The sequence below is a fragment of the Streptacidiphilus sp. MAP12-16 genome, assembly GCF_041262165.1.
GTDB lineage: Bacteria > Actinomycetota > Actinomycetes > Streptomycetales > Streptomycetaceae > Streptacidiphilus.
In genome coordinates, this window is record NZ_JBGCBY010000030.1 from 1 (window position 1) to 22,374 (window position 22,374).

The 22,374-nt window shown below is 71.3% G+C and carries 15 protein-coding genes and 1 tRNA gene; 3 read left to right on the top strand and 13 right to left on the bottom strand.

Features of this window, described 5'->3' with window-relative positions; all coding sequences use genetic code 11:
• A partial coding sequence (locus ABIA33_RS30630; RefSeq protein WP_370085940.1) for a transposase occupies nucleotides 1–287 on the bottom strand: 287 nt, incomplete at its 3' end.
• Between the two features lie 182 nt (nucleotides 288–469).
• On the opposite strand from ABIA33_RS30630, the gene ABIA33_RS30635 reads away from it, so the two are divergent.
• Nucleotides 470–883 (top strand): hypothetical protein, encoded by a 414-nt coding sequence (locus tag ABIA33_RS30635; RefSeq protein WP_370085941.1) that lies wholly within the window; start codon nucleotides 470–472, stop codon nucleotides 881–883.
• A 151-nt stretch (nucleotides 884–1,034) separates the two neighbouring features.
• Nucleotides 1,035–2,378, top strand: coding sequence for an ISL3 family transposase (locus tag ABIA33_RS30640; protein WP_370085942.1), 1,344 nt, complete (start codon nucleotides 1,035–1,037; stop codon nucleotides 2,376–2,378).
• A gap of 376 nt (nucleotides 2,379–2,754) precedes the next feature.
• On the opposite strand, the gene ABIA33_RS30645 is transcribed toward ABIA33_RS30640, so the two are convergent.
• From ABIA33_RS30645 to ABIA33_RS30690, 10 genes are all read right to left on the bottom strand, one after another.
• Nucleotides 2,755–2,828: transfer RNA gene (locus ABIA33_RS30645), tRNA-Thr, on the bottom strand.
• An 89-nt stretch (nucleotides 2,829–2,917) separates the two neighbouring features.
• Complete coding sequence (leuE, locus tag ABIA33_RS30650; protein WP_370085943.1) at nucleotides 2,918–3,580, bottom strand: leucine efflux protein LeuE; 663 nt, start codon at nucleotides 3,578–3,580, stop codon at nucleotides 2,918–2,920.
• A 67-nt stretch (nucleotides 3,581–3,647) separates the two neighbouring features.
• Nucleotides 3,648–5,258, bottom strand: coding sequence for an alpha/beta hydrolase (locus ABIA33_RS30655; protein WP_370085944.1), 1,611 nt, complete (start codon nucleotides 5,256–5,258; stop codon nucleotides 3,648–3,650).
• Between the two features lie 51 nt (nucleotides 5,259–5,309).
• On the bottom strand, nucleotides 5,310–6,365 hold the full coding sequence (locus ABIA33_RS30660; protein ID WP_370085945.1) for a hypothetical protein: 1,056 nt from the start codon (nucleotides 6,363–6,365) through the stop codon (nucleotides 5,310–5,312).
• A gap of 117 nt (nucleotides 6,366–6,482) precedes the next feature.
• On the bottom strand, nucleotides 6,483–7,715 hold the full coding sequence (locus ABIA33_RS30665) for a DNA polymerase III subunit delta' (protein WP_370085946.1): 1,233 nt from the start codon (nucleotides 7,713–7,715) through the stop codon (nucleotides 6,483–6,485).
• Between the two features lie 74 nt (nucleotides 7,716–7,789).
• Nucleotides 7,790–11,431 (bottom strand): dTMP kinase, encoded by a 3,642-nt coding sequence (gene tmk / locus ABIA33_RS30670; protein ID WP_370085947.1) that lies wholly within the window; start codon nucleotides 11,429–11,431, stop codon nucleotides 7,790–7,792.
• Nucleotides 11,432–11,596: 165 nt separating this feature from the next.
• Complete coding sequence (topA, locus tag ABIA33_RS30675; protein WP_370085948.1) at nucleotides 11,597–14,437, bottom strand: type I DNA topoisomerase; 2,841 nt, start codon at nucleotides 14,435–14,437, stop codon at nucleotides 11,597–11,599.
• Between the two features lie 467 nt (nucleotides 14,438–14,904).
• Nucleotides 14,905–15,306, bottom strand: a complete 402-nt coding sequence (locus tag ABIA33_RS30680) for a DUF3592 domain-containing protein (RefSeq protein ID WP_370085949.1) — start codon at nucleotides 15,304–15,306, stop codon at nucleotides 14,905–14,907.
• Between the two features lie 152 nt (nucleotides 15,307–15,458).
• Nucleotides 15,459–17,027, bottom strand: coding sequence for a methyltransferase (locus ABIA33_RS30685; protein ID WP_370086013.1), 1,569 nt, complete (start codon nucleotides 17,025–17,027; stop codon nucleotides 15,459–15,461).
• A gap of 41 nt (nucleotides 17,028–17,068) precedes the next feature.
• Nucleotides 17,069–17,803: a small secreted protein gene (locus ABIA33_RS30690; RefSeq protein WP_370085950.1), complete on the bottom strand. Its 735-nt coding sequence runs from the start codon at nucleotides 17,801–17,803 to the stop codon at nucleotides 17,069–17,071.
• Nucleotides 17,804–17,997: 194 nt separating this feature from the next.
• Between ABIA33_RS30690 and ABIA33_RS30695 the strand changes: the two genes are divergently transcribed.
• Nucleotides 17,998–18,876 carry an alpha/beta fold hydrolase gene (locus tag ABIA33_RS30695; RefSeq protein WP_370085951.1) on the top strand — a complete coding sequence of 293 codons (879 nt, stop codon included), beginning with the start codon at nucleotides 17,998–18,000 and terminating at the stop codon, nucleotides 18,874–18,876.
• Nucleotides 18,877–18,895: 19 nt separating this feature from the next.
• On the opposite strand, the gene ABIA33_RS30700 is transcribed toward ABIA33_RS30695, so the two are convergent.
• Together ABIA33_RS30700 and ABIA33_RS30705 are read right to left on the bottom strand one after the other, a co-directional pair.
• A complete protein-coding gene (locus ABIA33_RS30700) occupies nucleotides 18,896–21,409 on the bottom strand; it encodes a sodium-translocating pyrophosphatase (RefSeq protein ID WP_370085952.1) in 2,514 nt (837 codons plus the stop codon).
• Nucleotides 21,410–21,873: 464 nt separating this feature from the next.
• Nucleotides 21,874–22,302, bottom strand: a complete 429-nt coding sequence (locus ABIA33_RS30705; RefSeq protein ID WP_370085953.1) for an ATP-binding protein — start codon at nucleotides 22,300–22,302, stop codon at nucleotides 21,874–21,876.
• Nucleotides 22,303–22,374 lie beyond the last annotated feature (72 nt).

Consider the following 22,374-nt stretch of genomic DNA (forward strand, 5'->3'; position numbering starts at 1 on the left):
CGCCGTTCCAGCAGCCAGGCGGGGAAGTAGGAGCCGGAGCGGATCTTCGGGATGGCCAGGTCGATCGTTCCCGCGCGGGTGTCCCAGTCCCGGTGGCGGTATCCGTTGCGGGAGTTGACACGGTCTTCGCTGGGGCGTCCGTACTCCCCTCCGCAGGCATGGTCCACGTCGGCCGACATCATCGCCTCAGCGAAGGTCTTCACCATCGCCCGCAACAGGTCGGGACTCGCCGAGGCGAGGTTCTCCTCCAGCAGAGCGGCAAAGGGCACACTGTCAGGTGCGGTCATCGTGCGGATCTCCTTCAAGAGCTTGGTCGTTCTCGAAGAATCAGCCGATGGCCGTCTCACGTTCTCAGGCGACACCCACTACCGGGACGAAACCCCCGGAACGGGTGGAACCCGTACACCACTTCCCTGGACGCAACCGAATGCTGTCGTGCCTGATCAGAGCACATGCGCCTGGTTGGGCCGTGACGCCTCGTGATGCACAGTCCAAAGGCGTCCGGCCACCCCTTGGCCACCCCCAGTCGCTCCGCGACTCCAGAGCCGAACTCGGATCCGACGCGCTGTTGGCGGTCACCCAGTTCGTCATCCTGGATGCGGCCGGGGCTCACTCCTCCGAACTGGCCCGTGCCTACGCCGCCGCAGCGCTGCCCAACCGGCGAAAGCTGCTGCAAGTCCTGGGATTCCACGACGCGGACGCCCTGGACGACGCGCTCGTCGACGCGCTGATTAGCCGCGGGACCGCAGACGACATCGCCCACCGCGTCGCAGCACACTTCGCCGCCGGTGCCGACCACGTGAGCCTCTACGTCCTCACGGCCGAGCCCGCGACCCCGCCGATCGGGCAGTGGCGGGAACTTGCCGCCCGGCTCCTGGAGTGACGCTGCCGGCCTGCCCGCGGGTCCTCGCAACCAGTCGGAGCGATCCGTGGGCGCTTCCTCGGCCACGGGGCCTCGCCCATCGCCGAGGCCGGTCGAACTGGACCCTGTTCCGAGTCGCCGACACAGCGATGGCCGAGAGAAAGTCACGGGCTTGACCAACGATGCGACGCGCCTGTTCGGTCTCGTCGGGGTGGCCGTCGCCTCGGTGACCACCGGCGGGGACGGGAACCCGATGCTGGCCCTGGTCACCACGGATGAGCAGGCCCGATGCTGCCCGGGGTGCGGCGTCCGCTCGGAGCGCCCTCACTCCTGGGTGACCACCCGGCCGCGTGATCTTCCGGTGGCCGGTCGGCGGACCGAGCGGACGTGGAACAAGCGCCGGTGGCGCTGCCGCCAGGCGGCCTGTCCGCGCAAGACGTTCACCGAGGCGCTGCTACAGATACCGGCCCGGGCCAGGCTGACCGGCCGGCTGCGGGAATCGGCCGGTGCGGCGGTGGCCGACCTGGGGCGCACCGTTATCCAGTCCGCCCGCGACCATGAGATCTCCTGGCCGATCGCGCAGGCCGCGTTCGCCGCGCACGCCAAGGAGGCGTTGCCCGCCGTCACGCCGCCGGTCGAGCGGCTCGGGATCGACGAGATCCGCCGCGGGAAGGCGAAGTTCCGGCTGGCCGCGACCGGCGACGCCTGGGAGGTGACCGCGGACCGATGGCATGTCGGTTTCGTCGACCTCCGCGGCGGCGCTGGGCTGCTCGGACAGGTCGAGGGCCGCACCGCCAAGACAGTGTCCGACTGGATCGACGCCCAATCGGAGTCCTGGCGGGCCGGGGTGCGGTTCGTCGTCATCGACATGTGCACCATCTTCAAGTCCGCGGTCCGGGCCAGCCTGCCGCACGCGATTCTGGTCGTCGACCGGTTCCACATCGCGCAACTCGCCAACACCGCGCTCACCGAGGTCCGCCGCCGCGTCACCGTGCAGCAGCGCGGACGACGCGGCCGCAATGGCAACCGGGAATGGGAACTGAGAAACAGGATGACGCGCTCCGCGGCGAAGGTCCACGCCGATCACCTGGACCCGATGGTCGACGACCTCAATGCCCTTCCCGCGAAGATAGGCGTCCCAATCTTGGCCGCGTGGAACGCCAAGGAAGACCTGATAGACCTCCTGGCCCTGATGCACACCAACCCGGCGCGGACGACGATCGCGCACCGGCTATTCCGGTTCTACGCCGCCTGCGCCAACTCGCACCTGCCGGAGCTGGAACGCCTCGCCACAACGGTGCAGAACTGGTGGCCCGAGATCGAAGCCGCGATCGTCTCGGGAGTGAGCAACGCTGGCTCCGAGGGAACCAACCGGGCGATCAAGACCGACGCCCGGACCGCCTACGGTTGCCGCAACCCCGCCAACCAGCGGCTTCGCGCCCGCTGCGCCACGACACGACGCTCACGCGGACAACTCACAACCCGAACAAGCGGGAAGCACGGACAAGTTCGTTGAGCCCAGATGCGAGGAACCCATATCGCCGACGACCGGCGCCACAAGAGCCGTCATGCGAATCAGTACGCGCGATCGACTCGAGCATTTCAGCAAACCGCTCAAGCCATGGTCTCGGCTTCGACAAGCAGCCGTTCGATGTCCGCTTCCGACAAAGCCGAGCCCAACCAAGTCAACAGTCGCAGCCACTCCCCATGACTCCTCCGGTGTGAGTTCGCGGCGCACTCGGCCACCCCCTCTGCGCTGCTGATGTCCCGATGGCCACCCCTTGGCCACCCCAGGCTCTCCGGGCTGTACGGCAGCCCTTGCAGGGCCGCATCACAAGGTCCCGAGAAGCACAAAAGCCCAGGTCACGGCGAGTGAGTCCTGGGCTTCTGAGAGCCGCCTTCGGGATTCGAACCCGAGACCTACGCATTACGAGTGCGTTGCTCTGGCCAACTGAGCTAAGGCGGCGCCGTCGACGGTCGGCGACCGGCAACGGGGGATAGTCTACACAGTCCCCAGGGGTGATCCTTACGGCCTTTTGGGAGGCCGGAGGCGGGTCAGCCGGCGGAGGCGGTGGCGAGCTTTGCGGCGAAGCCGATGAAGAGCGCGGCAACGCCGGTGGTGAGGCCGGCGGAGAGGCGACGGCGGCGGCGGAACGCGTTGGCAAGGTAGGTGCCCGCGAGGATCAGCGTGGTGAGGTAGAGCACGCTGAAGACCTGGAGGGTGGCTCCGAGTATCGCGAAGGAGACCTCGGGCTGGCCGTAAACCGGGTCCACGAACTGCACGAAGAAGGACAGCAGGAAGAGGATCGCCTTCGGGTTGAGCAGGCTGATTACCAGGGCCCGGCGGAAGGGGCGCTCGCGCTCGTCCTGGACCTCGGGCTGGTCGGACTCCTCGGCTGCGGGGTCGCTGTGCCGGTCGCGCCACAGTTGGCGCGCCGACTTGAGCATGCCGTAGCCGATGTAGAGCAGGTATGCCGCGCCGACCAGCTTCACTCCGTCGAAGACCAGCGGGGTCGCCTTCAGCAGCGAGGCCGCCCCCAGTGAGGTCAGCAGGATGAGCGTGGTGTCGCCGACGAAGACCCCGGACGCCGCGCGGAAGCCGGTTCGGACGCCCTTGCGGGCGGCGACGGAGAGCACGTACATGGAGTTGGGGCCGGGGAGCAGAACGATCAGCAGCGCGCCCAGCACATAGGTGCCGTAGTGAGTGACCCCGAACATGCCAGCCTCATCCTTTCATCGCACCACTCGTTGATGCGATGAAAGGATTGTGACACTACCTGGCTCCTTACTTACAGACCGTTCCCTTGGCGGGGACCCGCCCGGAGAGCAGGTACAGGTTGACTGCCGTGTCCACGCAGTCGCTGCCCCTGGCGTACGCCGTGTGGCCGTCGCCGTCGTAGGACAGCAGCACGCCCGAGTCCAGCTGCCCGGCCAGGGCCTGGGCCCAGGCATAGGGCGTGGCTGGATCACGGGTCGTGCCGACGACCAGGATCGGGCCCGCGCCGTGCGCCGGGATGGTGTGCGCCTCGCCGGTCGGCTTCACCGGCCAGTACGCGCAGGTCAGACCGGACCAGGCCAGGGACGTACCGAAGTGCGGCGACGCCTTCTGGTACATCGCGAGCTGCTGCTCGACCTGCTGCGGGTCGCTCGCCGCGGCCGGCAGGTCGAGGCAGTTCACCGCCGCGTTGGCGTACATCAGATTGCTGTAGTGCCCCGAGGGGTCCCGCTCGTAGTACTGGTCGGAGAGGGCCAGCAGGCCCGAGCCGTCACCGCGCTCGGCCTGGGTCAGCGCCAGGCGCAGCTGCGGCCACTGCCCCTGGTCGTACATCGCGGCGATCACCCCGGTCATGCCGAGGGCTTCGTCCAGCGGACGGGACGTCCCGGTGCTCAGCGGATGGGTGTTCCACGCGGTGAACAGCTCGTCGATCTTCGCTCCGGCCTGCGCTTGCGTGCCGCCGAGCGGACACCCGCTGCGGTGCGCGCAGTCGTTGGCGAAGGCGCCGAAGGCCGTCTCGAAGCCGCCTGCCTGCTCGCTGTTCAGCGGGAGCGGCCCGAGGGTGGGGTCGATCGCGCCGTCCAGCACCATGTTCCCCACCCGGGTCGGGAACAGCCCCGCGTAGGTCGCGCCGAGGAACGTCCCGTACGACTTGCCGAGGTAGTTGAGCTTGGCGTCGCCGAGGAGTCCGCGGAGGACGTCCATGTCCCGCGCCGAATCCACCGTGCTGACGTGGGAGAGCAGCTTGCCGGAGCGCTGGGCGCAGCTCTGCGCGAAGGACTTGTCGGCCGCGACGAGCGCGTCGATCTGGGCCTGGGTCTGCGGGGTGGTGTCCGTCGCCGTGTAGGCGTCCATCTGCTTGTCCGTCAGACAGCTGATCGGGCTGCTGCGGGCGACGCCGCGCGGGTCCACCCCGACGATGTCGTAGGAGGCGCGTACCGGGGAGGGGTAGCTGGACGCCGCGTACTCGGCGTAGTCGACCGCCGAACCGCCCGGACCGCCGGGGTTGACCAGCAGCGATCCCAACCGCTTGAAGCCCTGTCCGGTCGCCGGCCGGCGGACGACGGACAGCGAGATGTCGCCGTCGGCCGGGTGCGCGTAGTCCAGCGGGACCTTCATCGTGGCGCACTGGAACCCGCTGTCGCAGCCGGCCCAGCTCAGCGTCTGCGCGTAGTAGTGCTGCAGCTCCGCCGGAATCGCCGCAGGAAGCGGCTGAAGCACCGGTGCCGCGGAGGCGGCGTCGGTGGACGAGGACGCCCCTGAGGTCGCCCCCTGCCCGCCCGCGCCGGGCGCCGAGGATTGGCTCGCCCCGGGGGACGACGGCGCGGGCGCGGAGCACCCGCTCAACGTCAGACCCGCGAGCACCACCGACGCTGTCACGACCCGCCGCAATACCTTCATCTGTCCCTCAGCTCTCTCTGCAGTTCAGAGCGTATCCGTCAGCGCCGACGGTCACCGCCCGGCCGCGAGTTGTTCGGTGAGATATCCGGCGGCCAGCCGGACCAGACGCAAGCGCTCGCGCTGGACGGAGAAGTCCCGCACCACCGAGGAGAGTCGCACGTCGGCGCGTGGCAGCCGGGCGAGGGCGCTGCGCAGACGGGCGGCGGAGTCCTGCCCGGCCGTGTCCCGGTGGGAGTCGGCGAGCAGCAGTCGGGTGGCGGGCGGCAGCGTGGTGGGGTGGGCTGCCGGGTGCGGCGGCAGGTGCGGCGGCAGGTGCGGTGTGCGGTGTGACATCAGCCGGACGAGGTCGTCATAGCGTCCGCCGAGACCTGCTGCGGCAATGAACGACCCCGGCCGGGCCAGTTCTGCCTCCACCGCGCAGGGCGCCCCCGCGTCCAGGCCGAGCAGGCCCCATCCACGGGCGTCCGGCGCCACGTGAAACCGCGCCGCGACGGCGTGACGGAGGAGATCGCCTGCCGCTGCGACGTCCGCACCGGCTGGGTTGCACGGCGGGGTCGGCACGACGGCCACGAAGGCTTTGGAGCGTCCCGAATCGACCGCTCCCGAGAGCCCCTCGAAGACGTCGCCCAGTTCGGCGTCGTCCGCCCGCACCACCATGACCGGCAGCGGGGTCGACGCCTTGGCGTACTGCTGCGGCAGCCACACCCGCACCCGGCCCGGCACGCCGGGAAGCGGCCCCTCCAGCAGTGCGCCGCCAGAGGGGTGACCGACCGTCAGCATTGCTCCGCCAGCGGAGGAGGGCGCGGACGACGCGGTGACCGTAGCGTCAGAGGCCGGGACGGGGGAGAGGGCCGGAGGGATCGGGCCCGAGCTTCGGGTGCGGGTGATGGTGTCGACGGGGGCGAGAGCCAGTCCCGCACCGCCGGCGAGGACGCAGCCGAGGGCCGCGACGGCCGCGCCTGACCGGACTGCGACGCCCCGGTAGCGGGGCGTCAGTTCATAGACCAGCCCCGCTCGCTGTTCACGCCACGACGCCAGCGCGCCGCCCGTGAGCCAGACTGCCGCCGCCGCACCCGTCACCGCGAGAACCACCCACCACAAGATCACCCCGGTGCCATCCCCCGGCACCGGCACTCGCCCCACCGAGGGACGCGACTGTCACCCGAACGAGCTAGCGGGCGGTGGGCAGCAGGCTGTGACGGCAGACGAGGGGACCGGAAGGGATCACCCCGCCCGCAGCGCCACCGTCATCGCCTCCACCGCGAGCAGCGGCGCGACGTTGCGCTCCAGCGCGGTACGGCATCCGAGCACGGCCTCGATCCGCCGCAGGGTCCGCTCCGGGGTGGACTCCCCCGCCACCCGCTCCACGGCGGCCCGCATCTCCTCGTTGCAGAGCTCGCCGGGCGCGCCGAACTGCACGGCGAGAACGTCGCGGTAGAAGGACGACAGGTCGATCAGGGCACGGTCCAGGGTGTCGCGTTGAGTCCGGGTCGCCCGGCGCTTCTGCCGGTCCTCCAGCTCTTTCATCGCCCCCGCCGTGCCGCGCGGCATGCGCCCGCCCAATCCGGCCGCAGCGCCCAGCGCCGTCCGCAGATCCTCGGTCTCCTTGCTGTCGACCTCCTCGGCCACGGTCTTGGCGTCCGCCGCCGCGGCATCGACGAGGCTCTGCGCACCGGCCAGGCAGGCCCCCAGGTCGGCCACCCGCAGCGGCAGTTTCAGCACCTCGGCGCGACGCTCCCGCGCGGCGGCATCGGTCGCCAGGCGACGGGCGCGGCCGATATGCCCCTGTGCCGCGCGTGCGGCGAAGGCCGCCATCTCCGGGTCGATGCCGTCCCTGCGCACCAGGACGTCGGCAACCGCCGCGACCGGCGGCGTGCGGAGCACCAGCAGCCGGCAGCGGGAGCGGATCGTCGGCAGGGCGTCCTCGACGGACGGCGCGCAGAGCAGCCAGACCGTGCGCTGCGCAGGCTCCTCAATGGCCTTGAGCAGCACGTTCGCGGCACCCTCGGTCAACCGGTCGGAGTCCTCAATGATGATCACCTGCCAGCGGCCACCGGCCGGGGACATCGACGCGCTGCGGACCAGCTCGCGGGTCTCTTTCACACCGATGCTCAGCACATCGGTGCGGACCGTCTCCACATCCGCGTGACTGCCGATCAGCGCGGTGTGGCATCCCTCACAGAAACCGCAGCCCGGAACCCCGCCGAGTTCCAGGTCCGGCGAGGTGCACTGGAGCGCGGCGGCGAAGGCCCGCGCCGCCGTCGACCGGCCCGATCCGGGAGGGCCGGTGAACAGCCAGGCATGCGTCATCCCGGTTGTGCCGGCCCCGGCGGGCGCGGCCTGCTCGGCCTCCCCGCTGGTCCGACCGCCCGCCAGGACGACGCGCGCCGACCGGGCGGCGGCGACGAGCTGCTCCACCACCTGGTCCTGGCCGACCAGGTCGTCCCACACGCTCACGATGTCTCCGGTTCCTCGCTCCGTCAGGTCGAGCCTAACGGCCGCCACCGACACGCCGGGCGTGGCCCGGACCGTCAGCGCTTGGAACGGCCCTTGGCGGGGCCTTCAGGTTCCTCGGGTCCGCCGCCGTCGTGCCACTGCGACCACTCGTCGCGGGAGCCCAGAAGCTCGTCGGTGAGGCTGGGCAGGTCGTCCAGCGGGGTCTCCTCGGCCCAGTCGTAGCGGCCACGCTGCTGGGACGAGGGGGCGGCGGGATCGATGATCGGCATCTCCCGAGTGCGCTCCACCGGCGAAACGCCGGGCGCCTGCGGGCTCTGCCCTCCGTCCTCGGGGCGGAACAGCCAGTCGGGGACGCGGTCCTGCACGCTCTCGTCGCTACGGGGCTTGGCGACCCGCCAGGACTTGGGCAGGCGTCGGCTGTCGTCCCCGGCCGCGGCGGGAGCGGCTGCGGCTGGACCGGCCGCGGCGGGATCAGCGCCGGCGGGGGCAGCTGCGGCCGGAGCGGCTGGAGCAGCGCCGGCCGGGGGCACGGACGGCGGCACGGGCGGGTTCGTGGGCGGCGTCGGCGGCGGGTTCGGCGGGGGGTTGGTCGGCGGAGCCGGAACCTTCGGCAGCACCGCTGTCCGGTCGTCGGCGTCGGCCCTGCCGCGCCGCTCGGGCGCCGGGTCCGCGGCCGGAGCGGGGGGCGCAGCGGGAGCGGGGGGCGGAGGTGTGGCGGGGAGGGGAGGCGTGGCGGGTGTGACAGTCGGGAGCACTCGGGTCTCCTGCTCCGCTGCTTCCTGCGCCTCCGGCTCTGGCTCGGACCTGACGGCGGACGCGGCTACCTGCGGCAGGACCGTCGTCTCCTCCGCCGCCGAAGCGCGTCCCTTCTCCGCTTCGCCTTCCTCCGCGCTGTGCACCAGGGAGATCACCTCGGTAGGCGCCTCAGTCGCCGCCTCGCCGTCACTCGACGCACCGGGCTTCGCCGTCGGCATCTCCCGCGTCGGGGCATCGGTCTCGTCCGAGGTCACCGCAGCCGTTGCAGCAGCCGTAGCCGCCGTGGCAGCAGCCTCCGCGGCCGCGAGCCGGGCCGTCTCCGCGCGGCGCAGCGCTTCCTCCGCACGGCGCCGCTCGTCCGCACGCTTCTCGTTGCGCTGCCGCTCCAGCTCGGCCAGGCGCGCCGCCTCCGACTCGACCCGGCGGCGCTCCGTCGCCTCGGCCTCGCGGCGTTCCTGCTCCTCGGCCGCACGGCGCGCGGCCTCGGCCTCGGCCTGCTTCCGCGCCTCCTCCGCCGCGAGGCGTGCAGCCTCAGCAGCGCGGCGGTCCTCCTCCGCCTGCTGTGCCTGTGCCTGCTCCTCGGCCTCCAGGCGCAACCGCTCGATCAGCGCCTGCTTCTCCCGCTCAGCCTTCTCGGCCTCGGCCTTGGCCCTGGCCTCCTCCGCGAGCCGGCGCTCCTCGGCCTCGCGGGCGTGGCGCTCCTGCTCGGCGCGGGCGACCCGCTCCTGCTCGGAGAGCGGCAGCTCCCGGTCGAGCCGGTGCCGGATCGCCGTGGTGACGGCGGCGGGGGGCTGCGCGCCGTCCACGACCAGGTACCGGACCGGGTCTACGGCGGCCAGCGCCAGGAAGCCGGAACGCACCCGGGCGTGGAACTCCTGCGGTTCGGACTCCAGCCGGTCCAGCGCCTCGGTGAAGCGCTCGCGGGCGGCCTCGGGGGCGACGTCCAGAAGCACCGTCAGGTCCGGGACCAGGCCGTCGGTGGCCCAGCGGGAGATCCGGGCCACCTCGCTGCCCGCGAGGTCACGGCCCGCCCCCTGGTAGGCGACGGACGAGTCCGTGTAGCGGTCGGTGATGACGACTGCTCCGCGCTCCAGGGCGGGGCGGATGACCGTGTCGACGTGCTCGGCGCGGTCCGCCGCGTACAGGAGAGCCTCGGCCCGGTGCGAGATGCCGGTGTTGCCGACATCGAGCAGCATGGCGCGCAAGCGCTGCCCGACGGCGCTGCCGCCGGGCTCGCGGGTGACCACGACTTCGTGGCCCTTGCTGCGGATCCACTCGGCGAGCGCCTGGGCCTGGGTGGACTTGCCCGCGCCGTCGCCGCCCTCGATGGCGATGAAGTAACCGTGCCCGGCCCGGTGCGGGACGGGACGGGTGCCGCCTCGCAGCGCGTCCCAGACGTCCCGGCTGAACGAGGCGGCGCCGCGCCGGTCGTCGGCGCGGACGAACACCACGACGGCGAGGATCAGCAGCAGCAGACCCGCGACGGCGATGGCCAGGCCCGCGCCGCCGTGGTCGAACTGGAGCGCGGCAGTGTCGACGAACTGCGCGCCGAAGGCCGCGGCCAGCAGCGGCGCGACCACCAGCGCGGTGCCGGTGGCGGCCCGGAGCATGGCGTGCAGGTGCTCGGCGACCAGGGGCCTGCGGGCCGCCTCGGTCTCCAGGTCCAGCAGCACCCGTCCGGTGCTGATCGACACCCCGGCGGCGAACCCGGCGACGCCGACCAGGACCAGCGCGAGGACGTAGTCGTGGACCAGGCCGCTGAGGATCAGTGCGACGGCCGCGGTGCCCAGCCCGAGCGGCAGCAGCCGGCGGCGGCTCAGGGTGGGCAGGACCGAGGGCGCGACGCGGATGCCGAGCAGCGGAGCCGCCGTCGCGGCGAGCACCAGCAGCCCGAAGCCGACGACACCGGCCCCCAGGTCCTGCGCATGCGGTCGGGCCAGCGCGACGACAGCCGCGAGCGCGGCCACCGCCCCGGCGACCGCGAAGCTGAACACCACGGAGCTGCCGGTACGGCCGCGCGGCGGCTTCGGGCCGGGCGCGCCGGACGTGCCGACCACTGCGTCGGTGGGTGCCCGCAGGCCCGTCAGCGGAGAGCGCGGCTCCGTGTCACCGGACGCGGACGGCAGCTCCTGCTGGAACAGCAGCACCGCCGAGGTGACGAAGAATCCGGCCGCGCCGAACGCGGCGACAGTGCCGGAGTGGTTGCCCAGCCAGTCGACCGAGGAGGCCAGCCCGTCCTCGACCAGCGTCAGCAGCACCAGCACGGCGGCGGCCAGCGGAACGGCCGCGTAGCCCGTCCACCGGTCGACGTGGCGCAGCACCGGCCGCTGGTCGACCGGGCGCAACCCTGGCGCGACGGTGGGGAGCAGGGAGTCCGCGAACGACTCCCTGGTGACCGTCCACACCCGCTCGGCGGCGGCGGTCACGAAGACGGTGGCCAGGATCCAGGCCAGCGCGGTCGGCCGGGACCAGACGATCCAGAACGGGGCGACTCCGAGCACTGCGACGCGCAGCACGTCCGTGCCGAGCAGGGTCCAGCGGGAGTCGATCCGCCGCACCAGCCGGGCCAGCGGGACGAGCAGCAGGACGCCGAAGAGCACCGTCGCGAGCAGCCGGACAGCGAAGACGGCGGCGATGCCGAGCATGATCGGCCGGTAGCCGCCGTCACCCAGGGCGCCGCTGGCGGTCGTGGCCGGGACCACCAGCACGAGCAGCACCAGCAGTCCGAGCCGGTCGCCGACCCCGCCGAAGAGCTGCGCACGCCAGAGCTTCCGGTACGGGCGCACGCGAAGCAGCGCCCGGGCACGTTCAGCGTCGCTGCCGCCCGGGACGACCGTCTGGACGGCCGCCGGAGCGGGCGGCTCGGCGGTCGGCTGGACGTCCTGCTGCGTGCCCCCGGTCGGGGTTGTCGGCTGTACGTCAGATTGCTGGTCGGGTCCGGGCTGCTCCGCACTCGTCATACCTGTCAGCCTAACCGGAGGGTCGGACACCAGACCGCCGTCCGACCGAACAGCCGTGGGTCATGACAAATCTGTGACCCTGTCAGGTCCGCTGCGGACTCCGCAGCCGGGTGGTCCCGTCCCGTTGAGCCGGACAGGACCACCCCGAACCACCCGCAACTCCCGCTAGTCGGCGGGGGCCGTCGTCTTCTTCGCGGCGACCTTCTTCGCCGGGGCCTTCTTCGCCGCCGTCGTCGTCTTCTTGGCGACCGTCTTCTTCGCCGCCGTCTTCTTGGCGGCGGTCTTGGTCGCGGTGGTCTTCGCCGGAGCCTTCTTCGCCGGGGCCTTCTTGGCGGTCTTCTTCACCGGCCCCTTGGCGCGCTTCTCCGCCAGCAGTTCGTAGCCGCGCTCGGGGGTGATCTCCTCGACGCTGTCGTCCCGGCGCAGTGTGGCGTTGGTCTCGCCGTCCGTGACGTACGCGCCGAAGCGGCCCTCCTTGACGACCACCGGACGCTCGCTGACCGGGTCGGTACCCAGCTCCTTCAGCGGCGGCTTGGCGGCGGCACGTCCACGTGCCTTGGGCTGGGCGTAGATCTCCAGCGCTTCTTCCAGGGTCACCGTGAACATCTGCTCCTCGCTGGTGAGCGAGCGCGAGTCGGTGCCCTTCTTCAGGTAGGGACCGTAGCGGCCGTTCTGCGCGGTGATCTCCACGCCGTCGGCGTCGGTGCCGACGACCCGCGGCAGGCCGAAGACCTTGAGCGCGTCGTCCAGCGTCACCTCGTCCAGCGACATCGTCGAGAGCAGCGACTGGGTGCGCGGCTTGACGGCCTTTTTGCCGGTCTTCGGGGTGCCCTCGGGCAGCACCTCGGTGAAGTACGGGCCGTAGCGGCCGTCCTTGGCGACGATCTCGTTGCCGCTGACGGGATCCTTGCCGAGTTCGCGGACGCCGCTCGGCCTGGCCAGCAGCTCCTCGGCGAGCTCGACCGTCAGCTCGTCGGGGGCCAGCTCGTCGGGGATGTCGGCGCGCTGCTCGCCGCGCTCCACGTACGGGCCGTAGCGGCCGACGCGGAGCACGATGCCGCTGTCCTCGATCGGGAAGGAGCTGATCTCGCGGGCGTCGATGGCCCCGAGGTCGGTGACGAGCTCCTTGAGCCCGCCGAGGTGGTCGCCGTCGCCGTTGCCGGCGTCGGCGGCGGACGCCGATGCGCCCTGGTGGCTGCCCTCGGCGCCCTCTCCGTAGTAGAAGCGGCGCAGCCACGGCACGGACTCGGCCTCGCCGCGGGCGATGCCGTCGAGGTCGTTCTCCATCCGGGCGGTGAAGTCGTAGTCGACCAGGCGGCCGAAGTGCTCCTCCAGCAGCCGGACCACGGCCAGTGCCAGGAAGGACGGCACCAGGGCCGTGCCCTTCTTGAAGACGTAGCGCCGGGCCACGATGGTGTCGATGATCGCGGCGTAGGTGGAGGGGCGGCCGATCTCGCGGTCCTCCAGCTCCTTGATCAGCGAAGCTTCGGTGAAGCGGGCCGGGGGCTTGGTCGCGTGGCCGTCGGGAGTGACCGCCTCCGCGCCCAGGGTGTCGCCCTCGGCGACGGGCGGCAGTCGGCGCTCGCGGTCGTCCAGTTCGGCGTCCGGGTCGTCACGGCCCTCGACATAGGCCTTGAGGAAGCCGTGGAAGGTGATGATCTTGCCGGTGGCGCTGAACTCGGCGTCCCTGCCGTCGCTCGACGTGCCCGCGACCTTGACCGTGACGGACTGGCCGACGGCGTCCTTCATCTGGGACGCGACGGTGCGCATCCAGATCAGCTCGTAGAGGCGGAACTCGTCGCCGCGCAGGCCGGTCTCGGCGGGGGTGCGGAAGCGCTCGCCGGAGGGGCGGATCGCCTCGTGCGCCTCCTGGGCGTTCTTGACCTTGCCGGTGTAGACGCGCGGCACGTCCGGCAGGTACTCGCGGCCGTAGAGCTGCTCGACCTGGGCGCGGGCGGCGGTGATCGCCGTATCCGACAGTGTGGTCGAGTCGGTACGCATATAGGTGATGAAGCCGTTCTCGTACAGCTTCTGCGCCACGTCCATGGCCCGCTTGGCGCCGAAGCCCAGCTTGCGCCCGGCCTCCTGCTGCATGGTGGTGGTGCGGAACGGCGCGTAGGGCGAACGACGGTACGGCTTCGACTCGACGCTGCGGACCCGGAAGGCGGCGTCGGCGAGACCTGCGGCCAGGGTGCGGGCGGCCTCCTCGTCCAGGTGCAGGACCTGCGCGGACGCGCTCTTCAGCTGTCCCAGCGAGTCGAAGTCCCGGCCGGACGCCACCCGGCGGCCGTCCACCGATGAGAGCCGGGCGCCGAAGGTGCCGGGATCGCCGGCCTCGCCCTTCCCGCTCGCGAAGACCGCGGTGAGGTCCCAGTACGAGGCGGAGCGGAACGCCATCCGCTCGCGCTCACGCTCCACCACCAGACGGGTCGCGACGGACTGGACCCGGCCCGCCGAGAGCTTCGGCATGACCTTCTTCCACAGCACCGGCGAGACCTCGTAGCCGTACAGGCGGTCGAGGATCCGGCGCGTCTCCTGGGCGTCGACCAGGCGCTTGTTCAGCTCGCGCGGGTTATTGACCGCGGCCTCGATGGCGTCCTTGGTGATCTCGTGGAAGACCATCCGGTGGACCGGCACCTTGGGGCGCAGCACCTCCAGGAGGTGCCAGGCGATCGCCTCCCCCTCGCGGTCCTCATCGGTGGCGAGGAAGAGTTCGTCGGCATCCTTCAGCAGCGACTTGAGCTTCGCCACCTGGGTCTTCTTGTCCGCGTTGACGACGTAGATCGGTTCGAAGTCGTGCTCGACGTCGATGCCGAGGCGGCGGACCTCGCCGGTGTAGCCGTCCGGCACCTCGGCGGCCGTGCCGGGGAGGTCGCGGATATGCCCGACACTCGCCTCGACCACATATCCGGGGCCGAGATAGCCCTTGATCGTCTTCGCCTTGGCCGGCGACTCAACGATGACGAGTCGCTGACCTTCGCGTGTGGTCTTGCTGGTCGGGGACACCTTCGCTCTTCTCTCCCGGTCGAGTGGGGGGTGGTGGGGCCGCTCGCGCCGCTTCTTGTCCAAAGTCACGAAGCCCTGAGAGCGGAGTGTGACCGCACTCAGGTCCCCCTTGTCAAACGGACGAATACCGACTTGTTGACTTTCGGAAACGACCGGCGACCCTCGAACGGTAACCCGACGGCGGGTGTTCCCGCCGTACAGATCGCCGCCAACGGCTGATCCGAAGGGGGTGACGGCGCTTTCCAGGCAACCACGGACGCATGACCGGACGAGGACGGAACGGACAAGCCGGATGATAGGACTGTCACGTTCGGGAACGTTGCACAGGCCGGCACCCTCGGCGTGTTCTGCGCCCATCCGGCTGCACTCGACCTGCGGAATCTGCTACACCGACCGGCGCTACCGCGTCCCCCGGCCGGGCCGGGCGTGCACCGGTCGAGGAGCATGCCTGGCTGGAACGCGCCGCGCTAGAACGCGCCTGCCAGCAACAGCACGCCGCAGGCGGCGAAGGCGAGACCGAGCGCCGCCCAGAAGAGGTCGCTGCGCCCCTGGCCCACGCCGTCGACCGCCACCAGTGTCGGCCGGGCCGGGTCGTACGAGACGGCGACCAGGCTGTCCACCGCCAGCGCAGGAGTGCGGCGGATCGAGGTCCAGCCGCGCGGGCGGGTGACGACCTCGCCGTGGCCCTCGACCTGGAAGCCGAGCACCGGCGAGGTGTCGGCGTGGTCGGCGGTGATGTCGGGATCGGGCAGGACTCTCGCCATACAGGACACGCCGCTGCGACGAAGCTCACGCCGGGTGCGGACCTCGGCGGCGCACCACCACAGCACCCCACCCCCGAACAGGGCGAACCACGCTCCGGTGAACATGCTCAGTGGAGTACCCACGCCCGCCCGCCCCAGTCGCTACAAAGCCATGACAAGTACGACGGTCAGACTGTCAGCGCGGACGCAACGCCGGGCGCACGCCCGGCGTACGTCCGGCGTCACTCCGGCGACGTGAAGATGAACGGGGGCGCGGATCAGCCCACCGGCTCCAGGAAACCCTGTTCCACCAGCATCCTGATCTGCTCCGGCGTACGGTCGCGCAGCCGCACCGGGTCCTCGTCGATGAGCGCGGCGATGGCGTCCAGGATCTGCCCGGCCGCGAGCTCACCGTCGCAGACCCCGGCGAAGCCGGCGCCGACCGTGTCGACCTTGGTCGCCCGTCGCATGCCCCGGTTCTGACGGAGGATCACATGCTCGGGGTCGTCCGCTCCGGGCGCGCCCACCTGCTCCTGGACGACCTCGTCGGCCAGCCGGTAGCGGGCCGCCAGCAGTCCGGCGTCGTCGTGCGCCTGCAGGAACTCCTGGCGCGCGAACCAGCGTTCGATCTGCGGACCGAGCGGCTGCTCGACCGGGTGCGGCCACTCCTCCACCCGTACCACCGGCTGCCGCCCCGCCAGGGGCTTCCGCAAGGTGATCCAACCGAAGCCGACGCCCTCGACCTTGGCCGCCTCGAAGGCGTCGAGCCACTCCGCGTAGCGCGCGTCGTACGACTCCCGCGCCTCGCGATGGTCACCGCCGTCCCGCAGCCACAACTCCACGTACTGGGTCACGTCCTGGACCTCGCGCTGCACCACCCAGGCGTCACAGCCCGTACCGGCGATCCAGCCGGAGACCCGCTCGCGCCAGTCCTCGCCGCGTACGTGCTGCCAGTTGGCGAGGAGCTGGCAGTAACCGCCGGGCTCCAGGTGCCGCCCGGCACCGGCCACCAGCGTCCGGCACAGGTCGTCGCCCGCCATGCCGCCGTCCCGGTAGGTGAAGCGGCCTCCAGGCGAGATCACGAACGGCGGGTTGGACACGATCAGGTCGAAGGTCTCGTCGCCCACCGGCTCGAACAGGCTTCCCTGCCGGGTCTCGACGTTGTCGAGCCCGGAGAGCGCCAGCGTCAGCCCGGTGAAGTGCAGCGCGCGCGGATTGACGTCCGTGGCGACGACCTGCGCGCTGTGGCGCGCCGAGTACAGGGCCTGCACGCCGGAGCCGGTGCCGAGGTCGAGCACCCGGCGCACCGGCCGTCGGACGGTGATGTTCGCCAGCGTCGTCGAGGCACCGCCGACGCCGAGCACGAGTTCCGAGCGCGGCACCGCGGCGGTCCCGTCCCCGCCGTCGGCCCCCGCGCCGATCCCGCCCGCTCCGCCGACCGCGCAGCCCAGGTCCGACACGATCCAGGCGTCCCCGGCCGCCGAGTCGCCGCCAATGTCGTTGGCGTACGGGCGGACGTCCACCGTTGCGCGCACCTGGTCCCCATCACGCAGCAGCCAGCCGCCCGCCAGGCAGTCCTCCACCGGCAGAGCCGCCTCCGCCACCGCGTACGGGACCGGGCGCTGCAGCAGGAAGAGCCGCAGCAGGGTCTCCCGCGGGCTGCCGCCTCCGGTCGCCCGCAGTGCGGGCACCGTCTCGCTGCGGCCGAGCGCCGCGTACGCGGCAGCGCCGAGGAGCTCCAGGCAGCCGTCTGCGGTGAAGTCCGCGGCGACAAACGCAACCCGGAGCCGGGCGGCGAGCTCGGCGTCGAGGACCGGACGGAAGGGCGCGGGGGCGGCTTTTGGCACAGTGCTGATCGTCACCGGGCCATTGTCCCCCCGGACCCGGCCTAGTGAGCGGACGCGGACGCGCTCGCGGACTTCGAGGCGGCCTTCGAGCCGGTCCCGGCAGCAGTCCCGGCAGCAGTCCCGGAAGCGGAGGCCCCGGCGGAGGTGGAGGATGAGGCGCTCGGGGCGACGGTGGCGGCAGGGCCGCTCGCGGACGGCGACGCCGACCCGCTGCCGGTCGCCGTCCCCGCCCCGTTCACGCTCTTGCACCCGGGCTGCTTCGCCAACGCCGTACCCAGGTCGCCGGTCTGCAGCGTCTGCAGGGCCGAGGTGGACTGCTCGGCGAGCCGCTGCACCTGATCGCCCACACCCTTCAGGCTGGCCGCGAACTTGGCCTGGTCGGAGACCACCAGCACCTGGACCGCGTGCTGCACCGTGGTGTAGCCGCCGGCCGCCTGGTTCAGCTCGGTGACGGCATCCGCCTGGGTCTGCGCGCCGTTGGTGACGTTCGGCGCGCCAGCCTTCTGGACCGCCTGTGCGATCTGCGTGTTGGCGGCGGCCAGCGCACCGAGGTCGGCGGCGAGACGGGTCTGCAGCGCCTGCGGGGTCTCCCCGGGCTTGAGCGCACCGGTGTCGGCGAGAGCGACGTTGGACTGCTGAACGGGGCTCTGCACGCCCTCGCACAGGGACTTGGCCCAGCCGTCGAGCTGCGGCCCGCTCCCGCTGCCGCAGGCGGTCGCCCCAAAGGCCAGCAGGGCGGCCGGAGCCGCGAGCCTCAGCCACTTCTTCGTCACCACGGGTTCCTCTCCTCGCACGGACCCGGCATGCACCAGCTCCGGCTTGGGAACCTACACGCCGCGTACGGGTGCTCGACGTGGAACCCCTGGGCGGGCTGTCGCCCGTACGAGCCGCCCGCTACCGTACCGACTAGTCGGTAGGCCCGGCAGGTTCGGTAGACCCAGCAACTCCAAGCCATTCAGGAGGCCGCAGCATGCCCCGTACCCAGGCGAACGCGCACGGGATCGAGCTCGAGTACGACACCTTCGGCGACCCCGAGGACCCGACGCTGCTGATGGTCATGGGCCTCGGATCGCAGATGATCGGTTGGCGGACAGGCTTCTGCGAGCTCCTGGCCGCCCAGGGCTTCCACGTCGTCCGCTTCGACAACCGGGACGCCGGACTGTCGACCTACCTGGACGCCGGTCCGCAGCCGGACCTCGGCGCGGTGCTGCACGGCGACTTCTCCACCGCTCCGTACCTGCTCGGGGACATGGCCCAGGACGCCGTCTCGGTGCTGGACGAGCTCGGAGTCGAGCGGGCGCACATCGTCGGGGCGTCGATGGGCGGGATGATCGTCCAGCAGCTGGCGATCGACCACCCAGGCCGGGTGCTCAGCCTGTGCTCGATCATGTCCCGGCCCGGGGACGGCACGAGCGGCAACTCGACGCCCGAGGCGAACGCCATGCTGATGCGCCCACGTCCGGCCAGCCGCGAGGCCGCGATCGACGGCGGGGTGCAGGTCTGGCGGGTCATCGGCTCGCCCGACTACCCGGAGGACGAGACCACACTGCGCGCCTACATCGCGGAGGCCTACGACCGCTCCAACCGGGCCGACGGATTCGTACGGCAGCTCGCAGCGATCGTCGCGTCCCCCGACCGGACGCCCGGCCTGCGCGAGGTGACGGTGCCGACCCTGGTGGTGCACGGCGAGGCCGATCCGCTGGTCGACCGGAGCGGCGGCGAGGCCACGGCGAAGGCCGTGCCCGGCGCGGGACTGCTACTCGTCCCGGGCATGGGGCACGACCTTCCCGAGCCGCTGTGGCCGGAGCTGGCTTCGGCCATCAGCGGCAACGCGGCATCAGCGAACTGACTTCACCTCAGGCGACATCTCAGGCGACGGGGGAACTGGAGGAGGTGCTGGGCGAACCTTGCCTCGGCACCTCCGCACCGTCCGGCAGGGCGCCGTCCGGCAGCGCCCCTTCCGGCGCGCCGCCGGAATCGCCGGTGGACGTGCCGCCGGATTCGCCCGGAGTGCCGGCGCGGCCGGCGGGCTCCGCCGCGACGGCGATGCTGCGCCGCTTGGAGATCGACACCGCAGTGACGATCACGGCGATGCACAGCACCGCGATGCCGACCCGCAGCCCCACGTTGGCATCCACGCCGAAACTGAACTTCACGATCGCCGGAGCCACCAGCAGCGACACCAGGTTCATCACCTTGAGCAGCGGGTTGATGGCCGGGCCGGCGGTGTCCTTGAACGGGTCGCCGACCGTGTCACCGATGATCGTCGCCTCGTGGGCGCTGCTGCCCTTGCCGCCGTGGTTGCCCTCCTCCACCAGCTTCTTGGCGTTGTCCCAGGCTCCGCCCGAGTTGGCGAGGAAGATCGCCATCAGTGTCCCGGTACCGATCGCCCCGGCCAGGTACGAGCCGAGGGAGCCGACGCCGAGCAGGAAGCCGACGGCGATCGGGGCGAGTACGGCGAGCAGGCCGGGCGTTGCCAGCTCGCGCAGGGCGTCGCGGGTGCAGATGTCCACGACCCGCCCGTAGTCCGGGAGTTCGGTGCCCTCCATGATCCCCGGCTTGGTGCGGAACTGCTCGCGTACCTCGAACACCACGGACCCGGCGGAGCGGGACACCGCGTTGATGGCGAGACCGGAGAAGAGGAACACCACGGCCGCGCCCAGCAACAGCCCGACCAGGTTGTTGGGCTGGGAGATGTCCAGGCTGAGGCTCAACCCGTGGGCGGCGGAGCCGACCTGGGCCTCAGCCGTGGCGATGGCGTCGGTGTAGGAGCCGAACAGCGCGGTCGCCGCCAGGACGGCGGTGGCGATGGCGATGCCCTTGGTGATCGCCTTGGTGGTGTTGCCGACCGCGTCCAGCTCGGTGAGCACCTGCGCGCCGGCTCCGGTCACGTCGCCGGACATCTCGGCGATGCCCTGGGCGTTGTCGGAGACCGGGCCGAAGGTGTCCATGGCGACGATCACGCCGACTGTGGTGAGCAGGCCGGTTCCGGCGAGGGCGACGGCGAAGAGGGCCAGCATCAGCGAACCGCCGCCGAGCAGATACGCCCCGTACACGGCCGCGCCGATGACGACGGCCGAGTAGACGGCGGACTCCAGGCCGAGCGAGATCCCGGACAGGACGACGGTGGCGGGCCCGGTCAGGGAACTCTTGCCGACGTCCATGACGGGTCGTCGGTTGGTCTCGGTGAAGTAGCCGGTGAGCTGCTGGATCACGGCGGCCAGCACGATGCCGATGGCGACGGCGGCGAGGGCGAAGACCCGTGGGTTGCCGCTGTGCTGGGCGATCTGCTGCGGTACACCCTTGAGGTCGGCGAAGCGTCCCGGCAGGAAGGCGAAGACCGCGGCGACGACCAGGACCAGGGAGAACGCGGCGGAGATGAAGAAGCCGCGGTTGATGGCCGTCATGCCGCTGCGGTCCCGGGTGCGGGGGGACACGGCGAAGATGCCGAGGACGGCGGTGATCACGCCGATGGCGGGGACGAGCAGCGGGAAGGCCAGTCCGTCGTCCCCGAAGGCGGCCTTGCCGAGGATCAGCGCGGCCACCAGGGTGACCGCGTAGGACTCGAACAGGTCGGCGGCCATACCCGCGCAGTCGCCGACGTTGTCGCCCACGTTGTCGGCGATGGTGGCGGCGTTGCGGGGGTCGTCCTCGGGGATGCCCTGCTCCACCTTGCCGACCAGGTCGGCGCCGACGTCGGCCGCCTTGGTGAAGATGCCGCCGCCCACGCGCATGAACATCGCGAGCAGGGCGGCTCCGAAGCCGAAGCCCTCCAGGACCTTGGCGGCGTTCTCCTTGTAGATCAGCACCACGGCGGAGGCACCGAGCAGGCCGAGGCCGACGGTGATCATGCCGACAACGCCCCCGGTACGGAAGGCGATCCGCATGGCGCGATGGGAGACGCCACGGATGTCCGGCGCCTCGCCCGTGTCGGGGGAGGCGGAGTCCGGGGTCGCCGCGCGGGCGGCGGCTGCGACGCGGACGTTGCTGCGTACGGCGAGCCGCATCCCGATGTAGCCGGTGAGGGCCGAGAAGCCCGCGCCGACCAGGAAGAACACGGAACGGCCGATGCGCTGGGACCAGTTGTCGGCGGGCAGGAGCAGCAGCAGGAAGACCACTGCTCCGGCGAAGACCCCGAGGGTCCGGAACTGTCGTGCCAGGTAGGCGTTTGCGCCCTCCTGGATGGCGGTGGCGATGCGCTTCATGGACTCGGTGCCCTGGTCCGCGGCGAGGACCTGACGGACCAGCAGCCAGGCCACGCCCAGGGCGGCGAGTGCGATGACGGCGACGATGACGACCACCGTCCGGCCGCTGTCGGTGAGCACCGCCGATGCGGCGGATGGTGCGCTCGATGGAGCACCGGAGAAGATGAGCCCGGCCATTCGTCCTCCTTGACGTCTGGCTCGTGCGCCGGGCGGGGCAGGCGGTTCGGACCACTCGGCTGCGCGGGCGAGTTGGGGCCGTGTCTCATCCTGTTCCAGTAACACGGCAGGCCGCGATTCTAGGAATCACGGCCTGATCAAAACAGGGTATGCGCAGGGATTAGCCCATGAATCATCCAGATTTCCTTGATCTCTGACTGATCATCGGAAGCTGGTGCAGACGATCCCGAAGTGGACGTTTGCGGGCGTACGAACGTGGACAGCCATGACTGAATGCGGTCATGGCTGTCCAGTGGTTGGTGGCGGGTTCATGTTCGAGTCAGCGAGCCGGTGGGTCAGCGGCCCGGTAAGTTCAGTGGGTTCATGGATCAGTGGGTTCGTGGATCAGTGGGTTCGTGGATCAGTGGGTTCGTGGATCAGTGGGTTCGTGGCTCAGTGGACTCGTGGGTCAGTGGATCCGTGAGTCAGGGCAGCACGGGATGCACGGCGACCGGCCAACTCATCCGGACGACACCGCCGTCCTCGTCGTTGCTGATGTCCAGGTCGTCGACCAGGCCGCTGATCACAGCGAGGCCCATCGCGGCTTCGGCGGCGTCCTCGCCCCCCGCCCCGTCGGTCGAGTGCACGTCAACGTCCTGTTTGCTGCCGACTCCGTCACCGACCTCGATGAGGAACCGCTTCTCCTGTTCCACAAGTTTCACTCGGACGGCGCCGTCGATACCGCTACGACGATGCAGTCCCACCGCGCGTGAACATGCTTCGCCCACGGCGAGGCGGACCTCGTCGAGGACGGATTCGTCTACTCCTGCCCGGCGGGCGACGGCGGCGGCGACGAGCCGCGCGGTCCGTACGTGCTCCGGGAGCGCGCTGAATCGGAGTTCGACGGTGGCCATGGCTCCCCCTCGAAGGATCGTGTCTCCAGCCCAGTCCGGGCCGGCCCGGGGTCCGCTGAGGGACCCCGGGAT